Genomic DNA, 16,484 nt, shown 5'->3' with positions numbered 1-16,484 from the left:
CAAACTAAAAAACCATGCCACATTGAAGGAAAAAACAGTGACTCAAATGATTGAAGATTATATCGACCGATTACCCAACACTCAGATTGATGACTCCTTGAACATCCCTCGCACTGAATAACAGTAAGGTTATTACCGTTTAGGGATGTCTTCGTCGCCATCCGCTCACAATCCCCACCTTATGAGTACATTGAAGGTGGGGACTTCCGTGACACGTTAAAATTCTTAAGTCCTGAGTTCTGAGCTCCGAGTGCTGAGTGAAGAATCAAGAAATTGTTTTTGATTTACTTGTTTCTGTCTCAAAACTCAAAACTCAAAACTCAGGACTCAGCACTGAGCTTTTTAGTAAGCCAGACCCATACTGCGAGTTGTTTCAGCTCCCAGGTAAACCCGGATGCTCAAAAAGTCGGTGGGACAAGCGGTTTCGCAGCGCTTACAGCCCACGCAGTCTTCTGTACGGGGTGAAGAGGCAATTTGAGCAGCTTTACAGCCATCCCAAGGAACCATCTCCAGTACATCAGTAGGGCAAGCGCGGACGCATTGGGTGCAGCCAATACAGGTATCGTAGATTTTTACAGAATGAGACATTGAAAAAACGGCTCCTTTCGAGTGTTCTTCTCTGCGAAAGAATCATAATCAACGCATAGTCTACCGCAGTGCTTGGTAGGCCGTAATCAAAAGGCTACATAACTTCAAACAATGTAATAAGCACCCTTGAAATTTGTTTTTCCGAGATTGTCCCTATTGACCAAGAGGCAGGGGACTAGGGGGCAGGGAGCCGGGGGAAGAGATACGCTCATTTCCCGTGCACTCATGGTTTCAGAGCCAATAAATTTATGGGGTTTTCCCTCCTGCCCCCTGCAAGAACTGCCCCTTTTCCTCTTCGCTGACCTATTAATCAGCAACATCATCGGAGCATATTTATCCCAGTCGCATACCATAAGAGGGTTTAATAGTAAAGATAAATAAAACAAAAGTCAATCAAAAAGACTAGTCTAAAATTACCTCCACCTCAGCATCGGTTGGTGGTGTTGTGTTTGTTTTCAGTAGCCCGGTGATCCGATCTACTATATATTCTGGCACTGGTGAGCGGGGTCTGAGATCGTTTTGCAGTGAATGAACGATCGCACTCAGCAATTCTAAGCGATCGCTCACCGATAATTTGTATACTTGACTTTTTAAGTCTTGCGAACTCATAATTTTTGCTTCCACATATCAGAGTATTTCAGAAATTGCAAACTCATCATTTATGGCAGTAATTTCTGTTGGGATTTTTGGCTCACTAGCGATCAACACCAGTTGTTCCTGCGGATGTTTGGCATCAACCAATTTATCTGTTATGTATTTGCTTTCTCGTATTTGTCGAGCAATACTTTCTAGCAGCCAAAGTTGTTCTTCCACAGCCAAGGCAGAGATGGAGCGCTCAATTTCTAGTAAATTCGGTGAGATCATTTTTCTTTTTATTCCAAGCGAGGTGTATTTATCAAAGGTATTATACTCAATCTATCTGGTTAACTTAGAGCATCACCAATCCTCCCTCATCCTCTTCACAGCTAAGTGAGACTCATTAAGTAGGTAATTGTGCGCTTTCTAGCAAATATTTTCACAAATCTCGTAAGATTGCTATAAATAACCAAAAACCAGTTTTATAACTTTCAACTAAGTATTCCTGCCGAGCAAAAATGGATGCTAAACTGACCACATGAATTACGAAACAGCTCGGAAACTCCTCATAGATCACACAATCACAACCGAGGAAAACCCAGATGCGCTGTTAACGCGGATGAAACAGGGGAAACCGCCGATACCCGGTCAGATCACCTTGATTTTGTTGGCATTGAAAGTGGTGTTTGAAGCCCTCAAAGATGCAAATAGCATAGACCGAGAACTGGCTTTGACCCTTTATCAATTAAGCATTAAGGCGCAACAGCTATTTGCCGCAGGACGTAAAGCTGGGATTGATTGGCCGCCACTACTGAAGGAAGATTTGCTACGAATTTCCTTAGCATCTGAAAGTATCTTTTCGGGTACATGGCGAACCCTAGCTTCTGTAGAGTTGGAGAAGGGATAATAACTCAGTACTCAGCACTTAGTACTGTTTTGCCCAATGCTCATTAACGAATTTTCAGTTCACTTTCTAACTTGTCTAGGTCAGTTTTGAGCAAAATCGTCATTTGACCTGTAAAAGCTTTGCCGATCTTAGGTTGGGCAATTTCTATCCAATACACATAGCGATCGCCTACTCGTAATTCTCCCTTTAAAGCTTCTCTAATTGGAGTTTTGGCAAGACGCGCCGAGTTTATTACCTTCTGGTTGGGATACTGGTACACGACTTGGGCGCGATCGTAGTCTTGATAAATCTCCAAACCATAAATTACCCGCAAGGATTCCTGGAGACGCACAAATGTCATGCCGTTAATAGCATCATACATAGCAATCCGCTCAGTCCGAATTCTGCCCCGGTCTTTGGAAAATTCCACCCTACCAGGAGGCAATACCGACGCTTGAAAAGTGAATCGTTGGGCAGCTGTATCAGTTTTTTGCACAAATAATTGCTCCCCACTCCTGGGGCGGAGTGTTGGATGTGCTTTAATCCAGGTGCCTACTTCCTCTGTACTTTGCCCTGGTAAGGCATTAGCTTTGGAATCAACAAGTGTTCCCGCGCACAACCAGGGCATTAGAGAAAAAGGCAAAATTAAAAAGTTAAGCAGAGATTTTTTGAGCATTTTGCTATTCAGAACTTTCATGGAAATTTCCCCATTAGGGAGTAACCATAGTTTTCCCGTTTTTAGGAAGATTACTTCAAGCGTCAACCAACTTAAGACATCAGGGATCTTACTCATGAACGCTTTATCATAGAAAAAGCCAAGGATGGAATCGTTATGAGCATCACGTTCAGCCCAGAGCAAGAACAAATAATTAAAGTTTTGCTAGCAACAGGTAAATTTAACAGTGTTGATGAAGTAATTCAAACTGCATTATGGCTTTTAGCAGAAGAGACTCTTTCTTCCCAAGGATGGCTCGAAGAAACTCGCACTAAGATTCATGAAGGGATAGTATCACTAGAAAGAGGAGAAGGAATTGATGGTGAAACTTTTGTGAATCAGCTTTTAACACAGTTGAAGCAAGCAAAAGAGGCTTTGAGATGAATTGGTGTTTCTTCAGAGATTTTGATTTCAAGCTTCTTAACTCACCTGATTTCAAAGAAGATTCTGTTCGTGAAGAACTCATAACTCCACTGCTACACGCTTTGGGATACCAAGCGCAGGGCGAGTTTCAAATTATACGGAGTAAATCATTGTTGCATCCCTTTGTAATGATTGGATCAAAGAAACATAAGGTAAACATAGTTCCAGATTACTTGTTACGTATAAAAAATAAGTTTGCTTGGGTCTTGGATGCAAAACGCCCAGATCAAAACATAACGAATAGCGTAAACTGCGAACAGGTATACAGTTATGCAATTCATCCTGAAATCAGAGTTGATTTATACGCTTTATGCAATGGTCATGAGTTAGTTGTATTTCACATCAGTCATATCGAACCTATTTTTAGAGTTGCCCTGCAAGATATTGTAAATAAGTGGCCACAAGTAGAGAAACTGTTATCTCCATATACTGTGTTTAGTTATCGACCAAGACCTAAGAAACTATATCCTGATTATGGAATATATCTGTATAAGTTAGGCTACACTGACCAGGAAATTGCATATTTATTCTACGAAATTCCAATTGACCATATAGTTAGAGTTGATGACCAAACGCTCTCCATACTCATTAATCTAGTCCCAGATGGAGTTGAGTTTGCCCTTTCTTTTGATTTTGATTTCGAGAACCTGATAGAACTTGTAAATCTTGCGCCACAAAGCCAGCGATTTGGCATTTTAGATGGTTTACGGCGACAACCTTATCAGGTAAATATAGTACCTCCATTTGCCGTGAATATAGAAGCGTATCTAGGCTCTCTAACAAAAACAAAATTTGAGGATATAATGCCTATGATTGTTAAAAAGTTTGATTAAAATAAGGGGTATTCATTTGATTTGGGTATAACAATCCCGTTGTAGTGGACTGCCAAAACTCTTTGGGGTAGTTGCAAAAAGTTATTGATAGTTTTACGAATCTCTAAGTAAAAATTTAAAGTAGTACAATTAAACTATAAGCAGAGAAATTCTTCCTAGCTCTTACTGTGATAACTCTGTAAGCTGATGTGTGAGAGCGAATGAATGCTAGCTATTATTTAGCAGGCTGAAGGAGATGGTTGTAGTGTTGTCATGTTTTAACGTGTTGCGGAAGTCCCCACCTTCAATGTACTCATAAGGTGGGGATAGGGAGCAGGGGATGAGGATTGCATCTGGAATTGATTTTTTGCATCAAGCAAAAACAAATTTCGGATGTATGACGAATCCCTAATTATTTTGTTTAAGTACTTTATCATAAAATACATTTGTGGTAGAGTATTCCTATCAAGGAGGTGAAAGTGAAGTGTTACACAAAGTGGTACAAGTCCGTTTATATCCGTCACTTGAGCAACAAATCCAATTAGCTCAAACTTTTGGGTGTGCTAGATGGTGGTGGAATTACGCTCTAAATAAATCTATCGAGACTTACAAAGAGACGGGCAAAGGACTTAGCCGTGTAGCACTCAATGCGTTTCTTCCTTCACTCAAAAAGGCAGAAGAGACTGTGTGGTTAGCTGATTGTTACAGCCAAGTTTTACAGGCTATGACACTGAATCTAACTACAGCCTACAAAAACTTTTTTGAGAAACGTGCTGGATTTCCTAAGTTCAAATCTAAGCATGGCAAACAGTCTATCCAGTATCCTCAAAACGTCAAGATTGTAAATGGTAATGTAAAACTTCCCGGTAACATAGGAGAAGTCAAAGCCAAAATACATCGACTAATTGAGGGGAAAATAAAGACTGTCACTGTTATCAAAACACCTTCTGGTAAATACCTCGCATCTATCCTGACTGAAGTAGAGGGTGAAAATCCTATTGTTTCAGAGGGTAAAATTTACGGTATTGATCTAGGATTAAAACACTTTGCTGTCATCACTGACGGCAAAAAAGTTTCTTTTTACGACAATCCTAGACACCTTGCCAAACATGAGTTTAACCTCAAACGTAAGCAGAAAAAATTAGCACGTAAACAGAAAGGAAGTAAGTCAAGAAATAGATATAGAAAAGTTGTTGCCAAGGTGTACGAGCGAGTTAGTAATTCGCGGCAGGATTTTCTACATAAACTTAGTTATAAGTTGGTCAGCGATAGCCAAGCTGTCATAGTAGAGAATCTTCATGTTAAAGGCATGGTTCGTAATCACAAATTGGCGAAATCAATATCTGATGTAGGGTGGGGAACATTCACCAACTTTTTAGCTTACAAGCTAGAACGCATTGGTGCAAAGTTAGTTGAGATTGATAGATGGTTCCCCAGTTCTAAACTATGTTCTAATTGTTTCTATCAAATAGGTGAGATGCTGTTGGATGTCCGTGAGTGGACTTGTCCTCATTGCAATACTCATCATGACAGGGACGCGAACGCCGCGACAAATATTAGAGCAGAAGGCATCAGAATGATAAAGGCGGAAGGTTCAGCCGTCTCTGCTGTAGGAGGGGAGGTAAGCCCTACTCTTGGACGAAAGTCTAAGTTTAGGCACTCCCCTATGATTACAGAAGCCCCAACTTCAACCGTACTCGGTAAGTTGGGGTAGTTCACCAATCCTAATTTAAACAAGCGTGGTTATGAGGGAAAATTAGCAAGCTTTGAGGAAGGATTGAAGCATTGCCCCCAAGACACCCACCCAGAAAGTTGGGGGGAATTACATCAAAGCATAGGTAATGCTCATTACTTCCAAGGGCGAGGAAATTCTAACGCCCGCTATTTTTGGCACAAAGCCGTCAACAGTTACGAAATGGCACTGCAAACTCTCACAGCAACAGATTTTCCTGAGTTGCATCTAGAGGTTTTGCAAGACTTAATTCGCGTCCAGTTAGATTTGCAGGAAACAGCCGAAGCTACAGAACTCCAGCGACAGGGTACTGATTTGTTACGGCGTTTATTAAATGAACCAAATCGCTCTGATCAAAGTAAAAAACAACTAGCTCTAAAATTTGCCTGGATTCAGCAGTTAACTGTTGATTTAGCTGTGCAGTCTGGAGATTTGCTGCAAGCGATTGAATTAGCGGAAGAGGGCAAAAATACCTGCTTGCGTTGGCTTTTGGATGGATGGAGTGATGAAAGTTCATCTCTCAGCTATTCAGAAATGCAACAACTGCTTAATCCCTCAACTGCTATTGTTTATTGGCATCTCAGTTCTTACGCCTTACACACCTTCATCCTAAAACACAACGCGCGATCGCCAATTGTCCCAGGAGAAACCGAGTTTCTAACTCAGGCGCGACGCTTACAAGATTTTGAAAACTGGGTGAAAAATTGGAATCAACAATATACCGATTATCGAGACAAGGCGAAAGACGAACAAAGCCACAAAAACCAAGCTTGGCGACAGTTGATGCCAGATAAATTTGAGGAGTTGAAAAACATCCTCAATATTTCTGCTATTCAAGAGGAATTAAAGGGCATCACAAACTTAATTCTCATTCCTCATCGTGATTTACACCGCTTACCACTCCATGCAATATTTACAGATAACTTCACCATCACTTATTTACCTAGCGCCCAAATAGGTATTACCTTACAAAGCTTAAAGCAAACAAATCTTCGAGCAATCGCTGAATTGCCCTTATTAAGTGTAGAATATCCCGACAGTGAAGGTTTTCCTATTTTGCCTCATGCAGAAATCGAATCTGCTGCTATTACCCAGCTATTCCAAAACCCTACGCCGAAGGGAATTTCTGGAGAAGCCGCGACAAATACCACACTTAAAGCAGCCCTAAAAGATAGTTACAGTATTTTTCACTTTACAGGACATAGCACCTATAACTTTGATAATCCTAAACAATCTGCTTTGGCTCTAAGCGGTAAAGAGTTTCTGACTTTAGAGGAAATTTGCAATATTGAGAACCTCAGAGGATATCAACTAGTTAGCCTTTCATCTTGTGAAACTGCCATCACTAGCAACCAAACTATCACTGCTGAATATGTTGGTTTGGTCAGTGCTTTTCTCTATCAAGGTGTTACCGATGTTGTTAGTACATTGTGGACTGTGACTGACGATGCTAGTAGTTTTTTAATGATTTACTTTTATTGGCAAATAAAGAAAGGCAAATCGCCAGCAGTTGCCCTCAATAAAGCAACAAAATGGTTACGTAATTTAACATTTAGTCAACTCGAAAGAATTTATCGAGTAATCTTGCCTAAGTTACCATCAGATGAAAAGCCTCTCCGCCCTTTCATCAGAAGAAAACTCAATCAAATTAGTCAAATGGAATTATCAGAAAAAAAACAACAACCTTTTCAACATCCCTACTATTGGGCAGCTTTCACAATTACTGGCAAATAAAATTTATTTTCTTCTTTGCGTCTTTGCGCCTTTGCGTGAGACATTAATAAATGCCTCTAAAAAAATCCCTATGAAACCTAACAACATAATTACTCTGACAGCCTTTCTTACAGCCCTCACACAATTGGACGAACCTTTACCAAACAATATCCAAACTCAGCTAAATGACATCAGCAAAGCCCTAATAATAGATCAAAATAATATCGGAAATTTAGATGCGATCGCTGCAAGTTATCTACCTTTAGATAAAGTTTATCAAACAGAACTTGCTACAATTGACAAAAATGTTGGCGAACGTACTAAAGGTTTAAAACCTCTGCCTTTACCAACTGAGCCTACTAGGGAATTGACGAACGCAGCAATTAATGTTTTTAGTAACAATAATTCGGTATCTGCTGCTAAAAAAGCTGTAGAACCAAATTTCCTGGAAAGGGTTCGAGATTATATTAATGGCAGGATAGGAAATGGTTGAAAAGATTATTTATCCCAGTATTGATTTATTCCTCTACGATTTAAAAGATGGTTTAGGAGAAGATGAGACAAAATTAAACAAGAATTGTGAAAATTTTTGTCGGAAAATATATGGCGATCTAGAAGAAACAAGTTTTCAGGAAAAGTACAGAGAATTTCTGAAGCATAAAGATAATGGTGAAGATGTAATTGAGTTGCTCGGAAAAGGTCAAACTAGAGAATTTCCATCACCCCTAGATGGCTATTACCATGCGTTGCAAATTGGTGATACTTACACACTCCAAGTTGATTATTCTGGTAAACGGGATGCTAACGGTAAACCTAATTATATTCCTCAAGATATCGACGATGCACCTTTTTGGAAACTCAAAGAGGAAATTACTAATCGCCTATCTCAGCAAACAGGCACAATTGGACAAACTTGGTTACTTTGGGGAAAGCTAACCAGCACTAAAACAGAAGTAGAAATTGAAGAAATAGCCAAAGAATGTTACACCAAAATTGTCAGCGATTACAAATGGCAACGGGATTTTATTGGCAAAGGTAAGTTAGAAGAAGGAACGATTTTTGAATTGTGGTATTGTCCACAAAATTTAGGCGTAAATGGTAAAGAATTTTGGGATGAGTTTAGAAAATCAAGATATCACATTTTAATCTGGTTGTTTCCCGAACATATTTCACCAGATGAAATGAGCAAGCAGGTACAAAGTGTATATTATGATTTTCTGCGTTTATGGCAATACCGTCATAAAGTAGTTTGGTCATACTATCAAAGTCGCTATCAAAAACAGATTCTCAAAAAAGAATATATCGAAATTCAACCATCGATTCAGCAGACAAGCGACTTACCAAAGCTACTACAAACCAATAGCCTAAAATTAAGCAAACTACAAGCAAGTCTGACAAATAATTTAATCAACTTATCAGACTACACGATTGCCTTAAACTATCTAGAAAATCAAAGCCGGACAATTCAGTTAAACTTAGAAAATTATAAATCTCATTTAGCAGACATCGAGCAAAAATATCCAAGTAGTGACTTAAAATTTCTCAAAGAGTTTAGCGAGAGTGAAATCTATGCCAAAAAATATCAGCGACAAGTAGAAGCAGATTATGCGATTCTCAGCCCTGGATTAACCTTACTACAAAATCTGAATAATACTATCCAAGGTATTATCGACCTAGAGCAAACTAAAAGCGATCGCACCCTCAATACCACTATAGCGATCGCAGGTGTTGGACTCGCAACCAGTCAAATAGCCTCCGCCGTCATTCTCGCCCAACCCAACAATTACCAACAAAATCTCCGCTTTCGGGCTGAAGTTTTTGGTTGGAGTGTAGGCATCGGTGTCTTCTTTGCTGTGCTAATCTTTATTAGCCTGCGTTTTCGCCGCTAATAACTCTCTTTTAGCGCCCTCTGCGGTTCGATACCTTAAACATGTCCACTCAACCCACAATTCAAAGCATATACACCGATGGTGCTTGCACCGGCAATCCTGGCCCTGGTGGTTGGGGTGTTGTCGTTTACTTCAGCGATGGTTCAATCCACGAAATGGGCGATGCATCTCCTCATACCACCAATAATAAAATGGAAATGCAAGCTGCGATCGCCGCCCTCCAATTCCTGCAAACATCTCAACAATCTGAATCCATTACCCTTCATACCGATAGTGAATACCTGATTAACTGCGTTACCAAATGGGTGAAAGGCTGGAAAAAGAAAGGCTGGAAAAAGTCAGATGGGAAACCCGTCCAAAACCAAGACCTTTTGGAAACTCTCGATGAACTCAATACCCAGCAGGTAAAATGGCAACACGTCAGGGGACATTCTGGTAACATAGGTAACGAACGCTGTGATGCGATCGCTCGCACCTATGCCAGTGGTAAAATCCCTTCCCTACAAGAATTAACTCCTACAAGTTTTTATCAATCTTTACCTTCCCCAAATGAACTAGATGTAGCAAAAGTAGCTGATCCTGAAAAAACCCTTAGAATAATTAACCAAAGTATACAAAAAGTCAGTACTTCTGCATCAGAAATAACTGTTATGGAACCATCAACTGGGACAAGTGCGGCCGCAACCGATGAAAAACCTTCAGAAATGAGGGTTTTGCAACTCCGCAGCTTGGTCGAAACCCTGCGTATCGCTGACGAAATTTCCGAAAAAGGCTACTTAATCTCCAGTTCTGAGTTAGCAGACTTGATGGATGTCCACGCCAGCGCTGTTACTAGTCGTGGAGATCAATGGCGCTGGCGGAACTGGATAGTGTCACGAGTCCGCCGTGAAGGAAATCAAATTCTTTGGGAATTGGAACGCGGGGATCAGGTAGGAGGGGAAGAGGAGTAGGGAGTAGGGAGTTGTGAATTTTTAACCAATTCTCTAAATTTATTTATGGCGATTAACCCTGCTTTCCACCTCCTTAAATAATTCGTAATTCGTAATTAAGATGACATTTACGGTTCGGTTAACATATTTGGCTCTCGGAGATCCCCACAACCCCCCTTAAAAAGGGGGGCTTTGTTTCCTCATTTACCCCCTTTTTAAGGGGGTCGCCGCAGGCGGGGGGATCTTATCCGAACCGTATTGGTATGAAAACGATTGTGCATTGCAGCGAAAATCCTTGTAGAGACGTAAAATTTTACGTCTCTACATCCAAATTCATATCTTGATTCAGCAACGCCTGAATTTTTAACTCAACACTCAGCACTCATAACTCAGCACTATACTTGCGTCCTCGCCACTCGCGCGGGGTGCGAAACGCAGATAGGAAAATTCGCAGCACAGCTAAGGGATCAGCCAAAGGGGAAAGCCAGAATAACCAGCTGCCTTTGGCGTTTGTGCGATCGTAGGAAGGTGCGATCGCTATTAGCATAGCAAAGCGAATCACCACCAGAAATAAATTCAATCCTAATAAGAGGAACACAGGAAGCAGGGGAAACTGGGGAAGAAAAAAGAAGTAACTGAGTAAAATTGGTAAAGGTAGACCCTGGACGGATGTGAGTAGCCATAAATCTCCCCACAACTGAGAACGAGTAGTTGCATCTTTGAGGTCGAGACTCCGCCCCCATTCCTTCCACGTCTCCATCGCCCCTTCATACATCCGTACCCTTAGCACCTTTGCACCATCTAAAAAGCCCACCTTATACCCTTGAGCAGCAATATTTCGTGCCAAAGTGACATCATCACAAAAAGAACCACTTGCACTGCTATAGCCACCCACAGCAGCTAAAACAGAGCGACGACACAAAAAACACTGCCCATTTGCCATCACCCGTTCTGGCTGCTCTGTATTGATCCCAGTTGGGTCAAATCTATAAAGCAAAGTCATCAACAAAGCCGGTTGTAACCAGCACTCCCCAGGATATTTGAGGATGAACTGGGGTGAAAGGGAAACCAGATCATAGCCTTGTGCTTCGGCCGTCTTCACCAAACCAGCAACCAAACCAGGATGTGGTTCGATATCAGCATCCAGTCCGAGAAACCACTGACTCGCCTCTGAGCTATATAGAAAACCGTTATGCAACGCCCAAGGACGCCCCACCCAACCGGAGGGTAAAGGGTCATCTGTCATCAAGCGAAAGCGCGGATCTTTTTGCTGTGTCGTCTTTACCAAGTCGGGGGTGCCATCACTGGACTTGCTATCTACAACAATTATTTCTCGAACTTCGTAGCTTTGCCGACTTAAACCAGCCAACAGAGGGCTAATCCGAAGTGCCTCGTTCAGCGTGGGAACGACGACACTAATTCTACCCAAAAGCTCCGGTGTCGGCTGTTGGGGTTCTATTGGCGGATGGCGTCTTGGTCCCTTTAACAGGCGCGAAAGCAAAATCGCCGTTGCTGGTACTTGGATAACTAGCAATAAAAGGGAGATGGCGCTTTCTACTATCAAAGCGTTATCTACTGTCACAAATACTTAACAATTAAAATTGCGACTATACAAAATAAATGGGTATGGGGCAATTCAATTTTGGATTTTGGATTGACGATAGCGCAGCGTAAAGCCTTCTCTTCTCCCAAGGGGAGACGCTACGCGAACGAGAGGCTTCTCTTTCAGAGACGCTAACGCGAACGCCAACGGCATAGCTTCTCTACGAAAGGCTGCGCCAACGCTTAGAGCGAGTCCGCTAGCGTCTTTTGGATTAAATTTCAATCTAAAATCTAAAATCCAAAATCTAAAATTCTTACTCCCCAATCTATAGCCTTATTTAAAGGCTACTTTAACCTTTGCTACTGAGACTTCCTTGGCTGCTGGTTCAACAATAACTTGATCTGGTGTCGTGGTTGAACTCCTTAACCACAGTGCCACAGCAGGAGCCACACCTAGCAATAAGCCGAGCAACACAGGGATGGAGAACCCAGCTGCCAAGCTTAATCCGGCGGCGAAGGCAAAGTTAGTTAAATAAACGACTAAGGGCAGATTAAGTTGCGATCGCTCTAATTTAATCGAGGTGTTTCTCCACAATAATCCTGCCACACTCATAAACAAGGCGCTAGTGCCAAACCAACCTGCATAGTTCTGGTAAGGTGTCCCAAAGAAAGCTCCTGGTTGTTCCCAATACCAGAAGGGCAGAGAAGTTTGACTCATAGCTGGCTCAAGGGCAAAATCCCAGCAAGTGAAGAGCAAAGCACCAACGGCTATGGCAGCGATATGGCGTCCCCAACTAGGTTTTTGAGCTACTTTCAAACCAGTTCTCGCAATTAAATAAGACGACAGCCCAACATAAAACCAAGATAAAGGAATTGTGAAAGGAACTAGCCCCGCAATCTTATAACCCAAGCCACTCAAGTAGCTATAATCACCAAATGGAAAACCTGTGCTAGTTCCCAGTAGTTCGCTCCCCAAAGAGATAAACATAGCCGGTAGCATAAATGCTAGCCAAGTTCCCAATCCCAGCGTCCGGTAGGCATAAATAGAGACAGCTATTGTCCCTAAGATGATATCAACTACACCGCCACCAGCCATACTTAACTGTACGGCAGTTTCTCCAACCTGTGATAAATTGAAAATTATTTCGGCATTAGGTATGACCAGTAGCATCCCTACCAGTCCAAAGGCTTTTGATACGATATGACCAATGAGGCATACGCGCTCAGCGATAACAAGTTGTCTCATGATAATTCCTTAACAAGATGTGACACGCGGCTACTCGGCTGCTAACAGTTTACAAATGTTTAACAACATATTTAACTACTTAGTGCCGCAATTCTCTACAAACTTGTTCAGCTTTCTTGGGAAGAGCATAACAGCCTATTGATTGAAGCTATAAGAAATATGATGATAAATTTACCACTCTAAGCGATGATAGTCAAAATATACATAATTTCATTTGTAAAAACTTCTGGTTTCTTGTTCTACCGATACCTAAGATGGTGAAAAACTTATTTCATACTAGGATCTCGTTAGATGAGGATAACCATCAGAGATTCAGCAAGCCCTTAAGTATAATAAAGTTTTTAGTTACTCGACTTAGCTAGGGAATAATACCTTGACCTCGTAATTATGAATATCAACCCGTGTTAATTTTTAAAAGAGTTCCTTGGGTATCCCTAGCACTACTACTGCTTAGTTACAGTGCTTTGGGCTGGGTAATATCTGAAACACGCGCTCCTAAGTTTGTGTGGCTAGTAACTGTGGTTGTTATCTTGATTTTAATAGTAACGTTGACTACTCCTTGGCCCAAGATGACATACTACTACAATATTTTGTTTAAATCAAATATTAGGTCTTTCTGTGTTGCCATTTTAGCAGCTTTCATGTTCTTTATCATGCTTGCCTGGTTTGGAGTATTTCTTGATACCTTACTCATTATTTCGGCGACTATATTAGTTAGGATAGACTTTCAAATAGCGGGTCTTAGGCAAGGGCTAGCCTTTTGCACTACGTCTATCTTTTCATTGGCAGGTTTGGCCTTGGGTGCGCTAGTTTACAAGTTACTATATTTCTAAATTCCCTTAATTTTATGACCTAAAGGGGATCATAGCCGAAAAAGCTAGCAATGCCTGCGTCGGGATACGCCAACGCTTTAGAATCGGTATTGCTTGCTCAAAGCTTTCTCACTCGGTAACAAAGGAAGCCCATCTAATAGAACTTGCGATAATTTTCCATACCTTACTTGAGTTCAAAATGCAGGCTGTTCAAACAGCAGCAGAGACAGAAAAAAATCCATGATAAAAATTGACACCCAACTAGTAACAACTGCTTTTGTTGCTGATTCTCCTACTTCTTTTGCTCCCCCCTTAGTAGTTAAACCCCAACTACAGCCAATGACAGCTACCAGCGCTCCAAAAATAAACCCTTTTAGCAAAATAATAAATAAATCTGACGGTTCTAAAAAATTTCTGACTGATTCTAAAAATGTTTCGGGAATAATTTGGTAAAACTTTGATGCGGCAAAAACTCCGCCGATGATGCCTGTAACTAAAGCGAAAACCGTCATCAAGGGCACTATTAAACAACAAGCAATTACTCTAGGAAGTACTAGATAATCTATTGGATCAGTTTTGAGCATATAAAGGGCATCAATTTGCTCTGTTACTCGCATTGCACCTATTTCTGCCGCAAAAGCAGAACCTACTTGTCCCGCCATAATACTAGCGGTCAAAATTGGAGCCAATTCTCTACAAAAAGCTAACGCAAAAGCGCCTCCTACAGCATTTAAAGCACCAAATCGGACTAATTCTCTCGCCGTCTGAATAGTAAAAATCATTCCTGCAAAACCGCTAACAAGGAGAACTGGAGAAATAGAATTTGGCCCGGCAGTCACCATATGTTGCAGAATCTTGCGGTAGTACGTTTTTCCTTGGAGTAAATGCAGCCACACTTGACCGAAAAGCAGTATAGCCGCAAAACAGCGTACAATCCAAGATTGCTCAAAATTTGTTTTTGGTTGCAACTTTATCGTCCTTAAGACACAGTGATGTGTGTACACGGTAGCAAAGTTGAGGAGATATTTGGGTATAGATTAATTGAGCTTAGTAAACTTTAACGGGAAATAGCACCTATGATGTGAGCTTTTTTGCTGCTGCTTTTATGCGAGCTTTGGTCTGTCAAAGTGGGAAAAGTAATTGGGAGCAGAAATAATTTTTCATATTTCTAAATCCATTTTTGCGTACTTAACTCAAAGGGTTTAAAAATTAAATAATATTTAAAATAATGTAATACTAATAATTTTTTATGAACAGGATTAAATACGTACTTTCTGCGTTGCTATTAATACTCTGCTTTTCAGTGGCACTTCCGGCTTTTGCATCTGTATGCCACAATTACGATCGCCACCAAATTTGCATTCTTAGTATCAGCCGAAGTGCTAAAAATTATTGGGAATACAGGGCAACCGTTAGTGTGGATGGAGTAAAAAGACCCATTGAGGTCTACAATTGTCGTGAACAAGTCAGGATTCAACAAGGTGGCACTATTTTGCCCTTTGAGCAAAAAGGCCCTGGTGAGATGATATGCAGCTTTTTCAATTCTTCTGGGTAGTAAACACGCGCCAGATAATAAAGACCGTGAAACCTAGATAGGCAAATACTGTTAGCCATTCTTGCCAGCTACCAAATGCATTATTCATTAGCAAAAACCGGAAAATCAATATTTTTAGATCCTACACGCTGACCAAGAGGCAGGGGAGCAGTTCTTGCAGGGAGACGGGGGGAAAGATGCGCTCATTTCCCCTACACTCATGGTTTCAGAGCCAATAAATTTATTTATGCCCAAAAGCAAAAATATTTATTTTGAGATGCGTAGCACGAGAAATAATACGTCCTTGTTTTAGAGCCAATAAATTTATTTATGGGGTTTCCCCCCTGCAATAACTGCCCCTTTTCCTCTTCGTTGACACTGCCAGTCGGTTGCTATATTTTGGCAGATAAAGATTAATCTAAAATTCTTAGCGAATTTTCCGGAATCGATAACCTCGGAGTGGTATCACTTATCAGAGCATCGATTTTATACTTAACCTCTATAACTAAACCTTTGGGGAATATAGCCCCATTGTTTCCGCTCAAAAGCCCGGTCATCATGATCGGGCTTTTGATGTTTATAGGATTTACGCAGAAGAGATCCCCCAACCCCTTAAAAAGAGGGATTCAGGAGGAGTTTCAACTATTTTGATTTGGTACAAAGATGTGTGTACATTGAGTTTGCGTAACTATAAATCATATCATGTTCGGCTTAATACTTATGTCATTGCGAGCGAAGCGCGGCAATCCTAAAACCTTGCGATTGCTTCATTTCACTTCGTTGCATTCGCAATGACATATCGTAAGTGATTTGCCGAACTTGATATCAGACCAAAAGTTAAGAAAATTAATAGTTAATCTGAGTTTTAACGCTATCACAAAGATGACGATCGCACTTGTGATGGTTTTGAATTGCGATCGCATTTGTAATCAAAAGCTTATAAGTAGATTTAACTAATTTTGTTGGTACCATAAAGTATAAATATAAACGTATTTGCTGAGGCTGTTTAATTAAAAAAAAAGCGAAGCTAGGGAATTCAGCGATCGCACCTGGGGCGTCTACCAACGCCTGGTTTCGCTTGTGATTC

The 16,484-nt window shown here is 40.9% G+C and carries 18 protein-coding genes; 10 read left to right on the top strand and 8 right to left on the bottom strand.

Annotated elements, in window-relative coordinates:
- Window positions 1-342 precede the first annotated feature (342 nt).
- The 3 genes from psaC to F8S12_RS24650 all read right to left on the bottom strand — a co-directional run bounded on the left by psaC (window position 343) and on the right by F8S12_RS24650 (window position 1,452).
- Complete coding sequence (gene psaC, locus F8S12_RS24660; protein WP_015175986.1) at window positions 343-588, bottom strand: photosystem I iron-sulfur center protein PsaC; 246 nt, start codon at window positions 586-588, stop codon at window positions 343-345.
- 402 nt (window positions 589-990) lie between these two features.
- A complete protein-coding gene (locus tag F8S12_RS24655) occupies window positions 991-1,197 on the bottom strand; it encodes a hypothetical protein (RefSeq protein WP_196518934.1) in 207 nt (68 codons plus the stop codon).
- Between the two features lie 18 nt (window positions 1,198-1,215).
- A complete protein-coding gene (locus F8S12_RS24650) occupies window positions 1,216-1,452 on the bottom strand; it encodes a hypothetical protein (protein WP_196518933.1) in 237 nt (78 codons plus the stop codon).
- A gap of 250 nt (window positions 1,453-1,702) precedes the next feature.
- Here F8S12_RS24650 and F8S12_RS24645 point away from each other — a divergent pair, with 250 nt between their 5' ends.
- Window positions 1,703-2,071 carry a Dethiobiotin synthetase gene (locus F8S12_RS24645; RefSeq protein ID WP_196518932.1) on the top strand — a complete coding sequence of 123 codons (369 nt, stop codon included), beginning with the start codon at window positions 1,703-1,705 and terminating at the stop codon, window positions 2,069-2,071.
- Between the two features lie 43 nt (window positions 2,072-2,114).
- Here F8S12_RS24645 and F8S12_RS24640 read toward each other — a convergent pair whose 3' ends face one another.
- Window positions 2,115-2,726: a hypothetical protein gene (locus F8S12_RS24640; protein WP_196518956.1), complete on the bottom strand. Its 612-nt coding sequence runs from the start codon at window positions 2,724-2,726 to the stop codon at window positions 2,115-2,117.
- 156 nt (window positions 2,727-2,882) lie between these two features.
- Here F8S12_RS24640 and F8S12_RS24635 point away from each other — a divergent pair, with 156 nt between their 5' ends.
- From F8S12_RS24635 to rnhA, 7 genes are all read left to right on the top strand, one after another.
- Window positions 2,883-3,149 carry a ribbon-helix-helix domain-containing protein gene (locus tag F8S12_RS24635; protein WP_196518931.1) on the top strand — a complete coding sequence of 89 codons (267 nt, stop codon included), beginning with the start codon at window positions 2,883-2,885 and terminating at the stop codon, window positions 3,147-3,149.
- Entirely contained in the window at window positions 3,146-4,021 is an 876-nt protein-coding gene (locus tag F8S12_RS24630) for a type I restriction enzyme HsdR N-terminal domain-containing protein (protein ID WP_196518930.1), read from the top strand. The genes F8S12_RS24635 and F8S12_RS24630 overlap by 4 nt, the downstream gene beginning before the upstream one ends.
- Window positions 4,022-4,484: 463 nt before the next feature.
- Entirely contained in the window at window positions 4,485-5,714 is a 1,230-nt protein-coding gene (locus tag F8S12_RS24625; RefSeq protein WP_196518955.1) for an RNA-guided endonuclease InsQ/TnpB family protein, read from the top strand.
- A gap of 63 nt (window positions 5,715-5,777) precedes the next feature.
- Window positions 5,778-7,466, top strand: a complete 1,689-nt coding sequence (locus tag F8S12_RS24620; RefSeq protein ID WP_196518929.1) for a CHAT domain-containing protein — start codon at window positions 5,778-5,780, stop codon at window positions 7,464-7,466.
- A gap of 70 nt (window positions 7,467-7,536) precedes the next feature.
- Entirely contained in the window at window positions 7,537-7,938 is a 402-nt protein-coding gene (locus F8S12_RS24615; protein WP_196518928.1) for a hypothetical protein, read from the top strand.
- Window positions 7,931-9,334 (top strand): hypothetical protein, encoded by a 1,404-nt coding sequence (locus F8S12_RS24610; protein ID WP_196518927.1) that lies wholly within the window; start codon window positions 7,931-7,933, stop codon window positions 9,332-9,334. Before F8S12_RS24615 ends, F8S12_RS24610 begins: the two co-directional genes overlap by 8 nt.
- Before the next feature lie 41 nt (window positions 9,335-9,375).
- On the top strand, window positions 9,376-10,284 hold the full coding sequence (rnhA, locus tag F8S12_RS24605; RefSeq protein WP_196518926.1) for a ribonuclease HI: 909 nt from the start codon (window positions 9,376-9,378) through the stop codon (window positions 10,282-10,284).
- 361 nt (window positions 10,285-10,645) lie between these two features.
- Here the strand turns inward: rnhA and cruG are convergent, their stop codons facing one another.
- On the bottom strand, window positions 10,646-11,827 hold the full coding sequence (gene cruG / locus F8S12_RS24600; protein ID WP_196518954.1) for a 2'-O-glycosyltransferase CruG: 1,182 nt from the start codon (window positions 11,825-11,827) through the stop codon (window positions 10,646-10,648).
- A 312-nt stretch (window positions 11,828-12,139) separates the two neighbouring features.
- Entirely contained in the window at window positions 12,140-13,051 is a 912-nt protein-coding gene (gene cruF / locus F8S12_RS24595) for a gamma-carotene 1'-hydroxylase CruF (RefSeq protein ID WP_196518925.1), read from the bottom strand.
- 401 nt (window positions 13,052-13,452) lie between these two features.
- Between cruF and F8S12_RS40925 the strand changes: the two genes are divergently transcribed.
- Window positions 13,453-13,884 carry a hypothetical protein gene (locus F8S12_RS40925; RefSeq protein WP_331001440.1) on the top strand — a complete coding sequence of 144 codons (432 nt, stop codon included), beginning with the start codon at window positions 13,453-13,455 and terminating at the stop codon, window positions 13,882-13,884.
- 173 nt (window positions 13,885-14,057) lie between these two features.
- On the opposite strand, the gene F8S12_RS24590 is transcribed toward F8S12_RS40925, so the two are convergent.
- Window positions 14,058-14,831, bottom strand: coding sequence for an MlaE family lipid ABC transporter permease subunit (locus F8S12_RS24590; protein WP_196518924.1), 774 nt, complete (start codon window positions 14,829-14,831; stop codon window positions 14,058-14,060).
- Between the two features lie 281 nt (window positions 14,832-15,112).
- On the opposite strand from F8S12_RS24590, the gene F8S12_RS24585 reads away from it, so the two are divergent.
- Window positions 15,113-15,418, top strand: a complete 306-nt coding sequence (locus F8S12_RS24585; protein ID WP_196518923.1) for a hypothetical protein — start codon at window positions 15,113-15,115, stop codon at window positions 15,416-15,418.
- A gap of 825 nt (window positions 15,419-16,243) precedes the next feature.
- Here F8S12_RS24585 and F8S12_RS24580 read toward each other — a convergent pair.
- Window positions 16,244-16,462, bottom strand: coding sequence for a hypothetical protein (locus tag F8S12_RS24580; RefSeq protein WP_196518922.1), 219 nt, complete (start codon window positions 16,460-16,462; stop codon window positions 16,244-16,246).
- Window positions 16,463-16,484 lie beyond the last annotated feature (22 nt).

The organism is Nostoc sp. WHI, assembly GCF_015714725.1.
Lineage (GTDB): Bacteria > Cyanobacteriota > Cyanobacteriia > Cyanobacteriales > Nostocaceae > Nostoc.
This window is presented reverse-complemented; position numbering and strand designations above follow the sequence as displayed.

Bases quoted from the DNA above. Each gene is read 5' to 3' on its own strand.
- psaC (WP_015175986.1), bottom strand. From the start codon at position 588: ATGTCTCATTCTGTAAAAATCTACGATACCTGTATTGGCTGCACCCAA.
- F8S12_RS24655 (WP_196518934.1), bottom strand. From the start codon at position 1,197: ATGAGTTCGCAAGACTTAAAAAGTCAAGTATACAAATTATCGGTGAGC.
- F8S12_RS24650 (WP_196518933.1), bottom strand. From the start codon at position 1,452: ATGATCTCACCGAATTTACTAGAAATTGAGCGCTCCATCTCTGCCTTG.
- F8S12_RS24645 (WP_196518932.1), top strand. From the start codon at position 1,703: ATGAATTACGAAACAGCTCGGAAACTCCTCATAGATCACACAATCACA.
- F8S12_RS24640 (WP_196518956.1), bottom strand. From the start codon at position 2,726: ATGCTCAAAAAATCTCTGCTTAACTTTTTAATTTTGCCTTTTTCTCTA.
- F8S12_RS24635 (WP_196518931.1), top strand. From the start codon at position 2,883: ATGAGCATCACGTTCAGCCCAGAGCAAGAACAAATAATTAAAGTTTTG.
- F8S12_RS24630 (WP_196518930.1), top strand. From the start codon at position 3,146: ATGAATTGGTGTTTCTTCAGAGATTTTGATTTCAAGCTTCTTAACTCA.
- F8S12_RS24615 (WP_196518928.1), top strand. From the start codon at position 7,537: ATGAAACCTAACAACATAATTACTCTGACAGCCTTTCTTACAGCCCTC.
- F8S12_RS24610 (WP_196518927.1), top strand. From the start codon at position 7,931: ATGGTTGAAAAGATTATTTATCCCAGTATTGATTTATTCCTCTACGAT.
- rnhA (WP_196518926.1), top strand. From the start codon at position 9,376: ATGTCCACTCAACCCACAATTCAAAGCATATACACCGATGGTGCTTGC.
- cruF (WP_196518925.1), bottom strand. From the start codon at position 13,051: ATGAGACAACTTGTTATCGCTGAGCGCGTATGCCTCATTGGTCATATC.
- F8S12_RS24585 (WP_196518923.1), top strand. From the start codon at position 15,113: ATGAACAGGATTAAATACGTACTTTCTGCGTTGCTATTAATACTCTGC.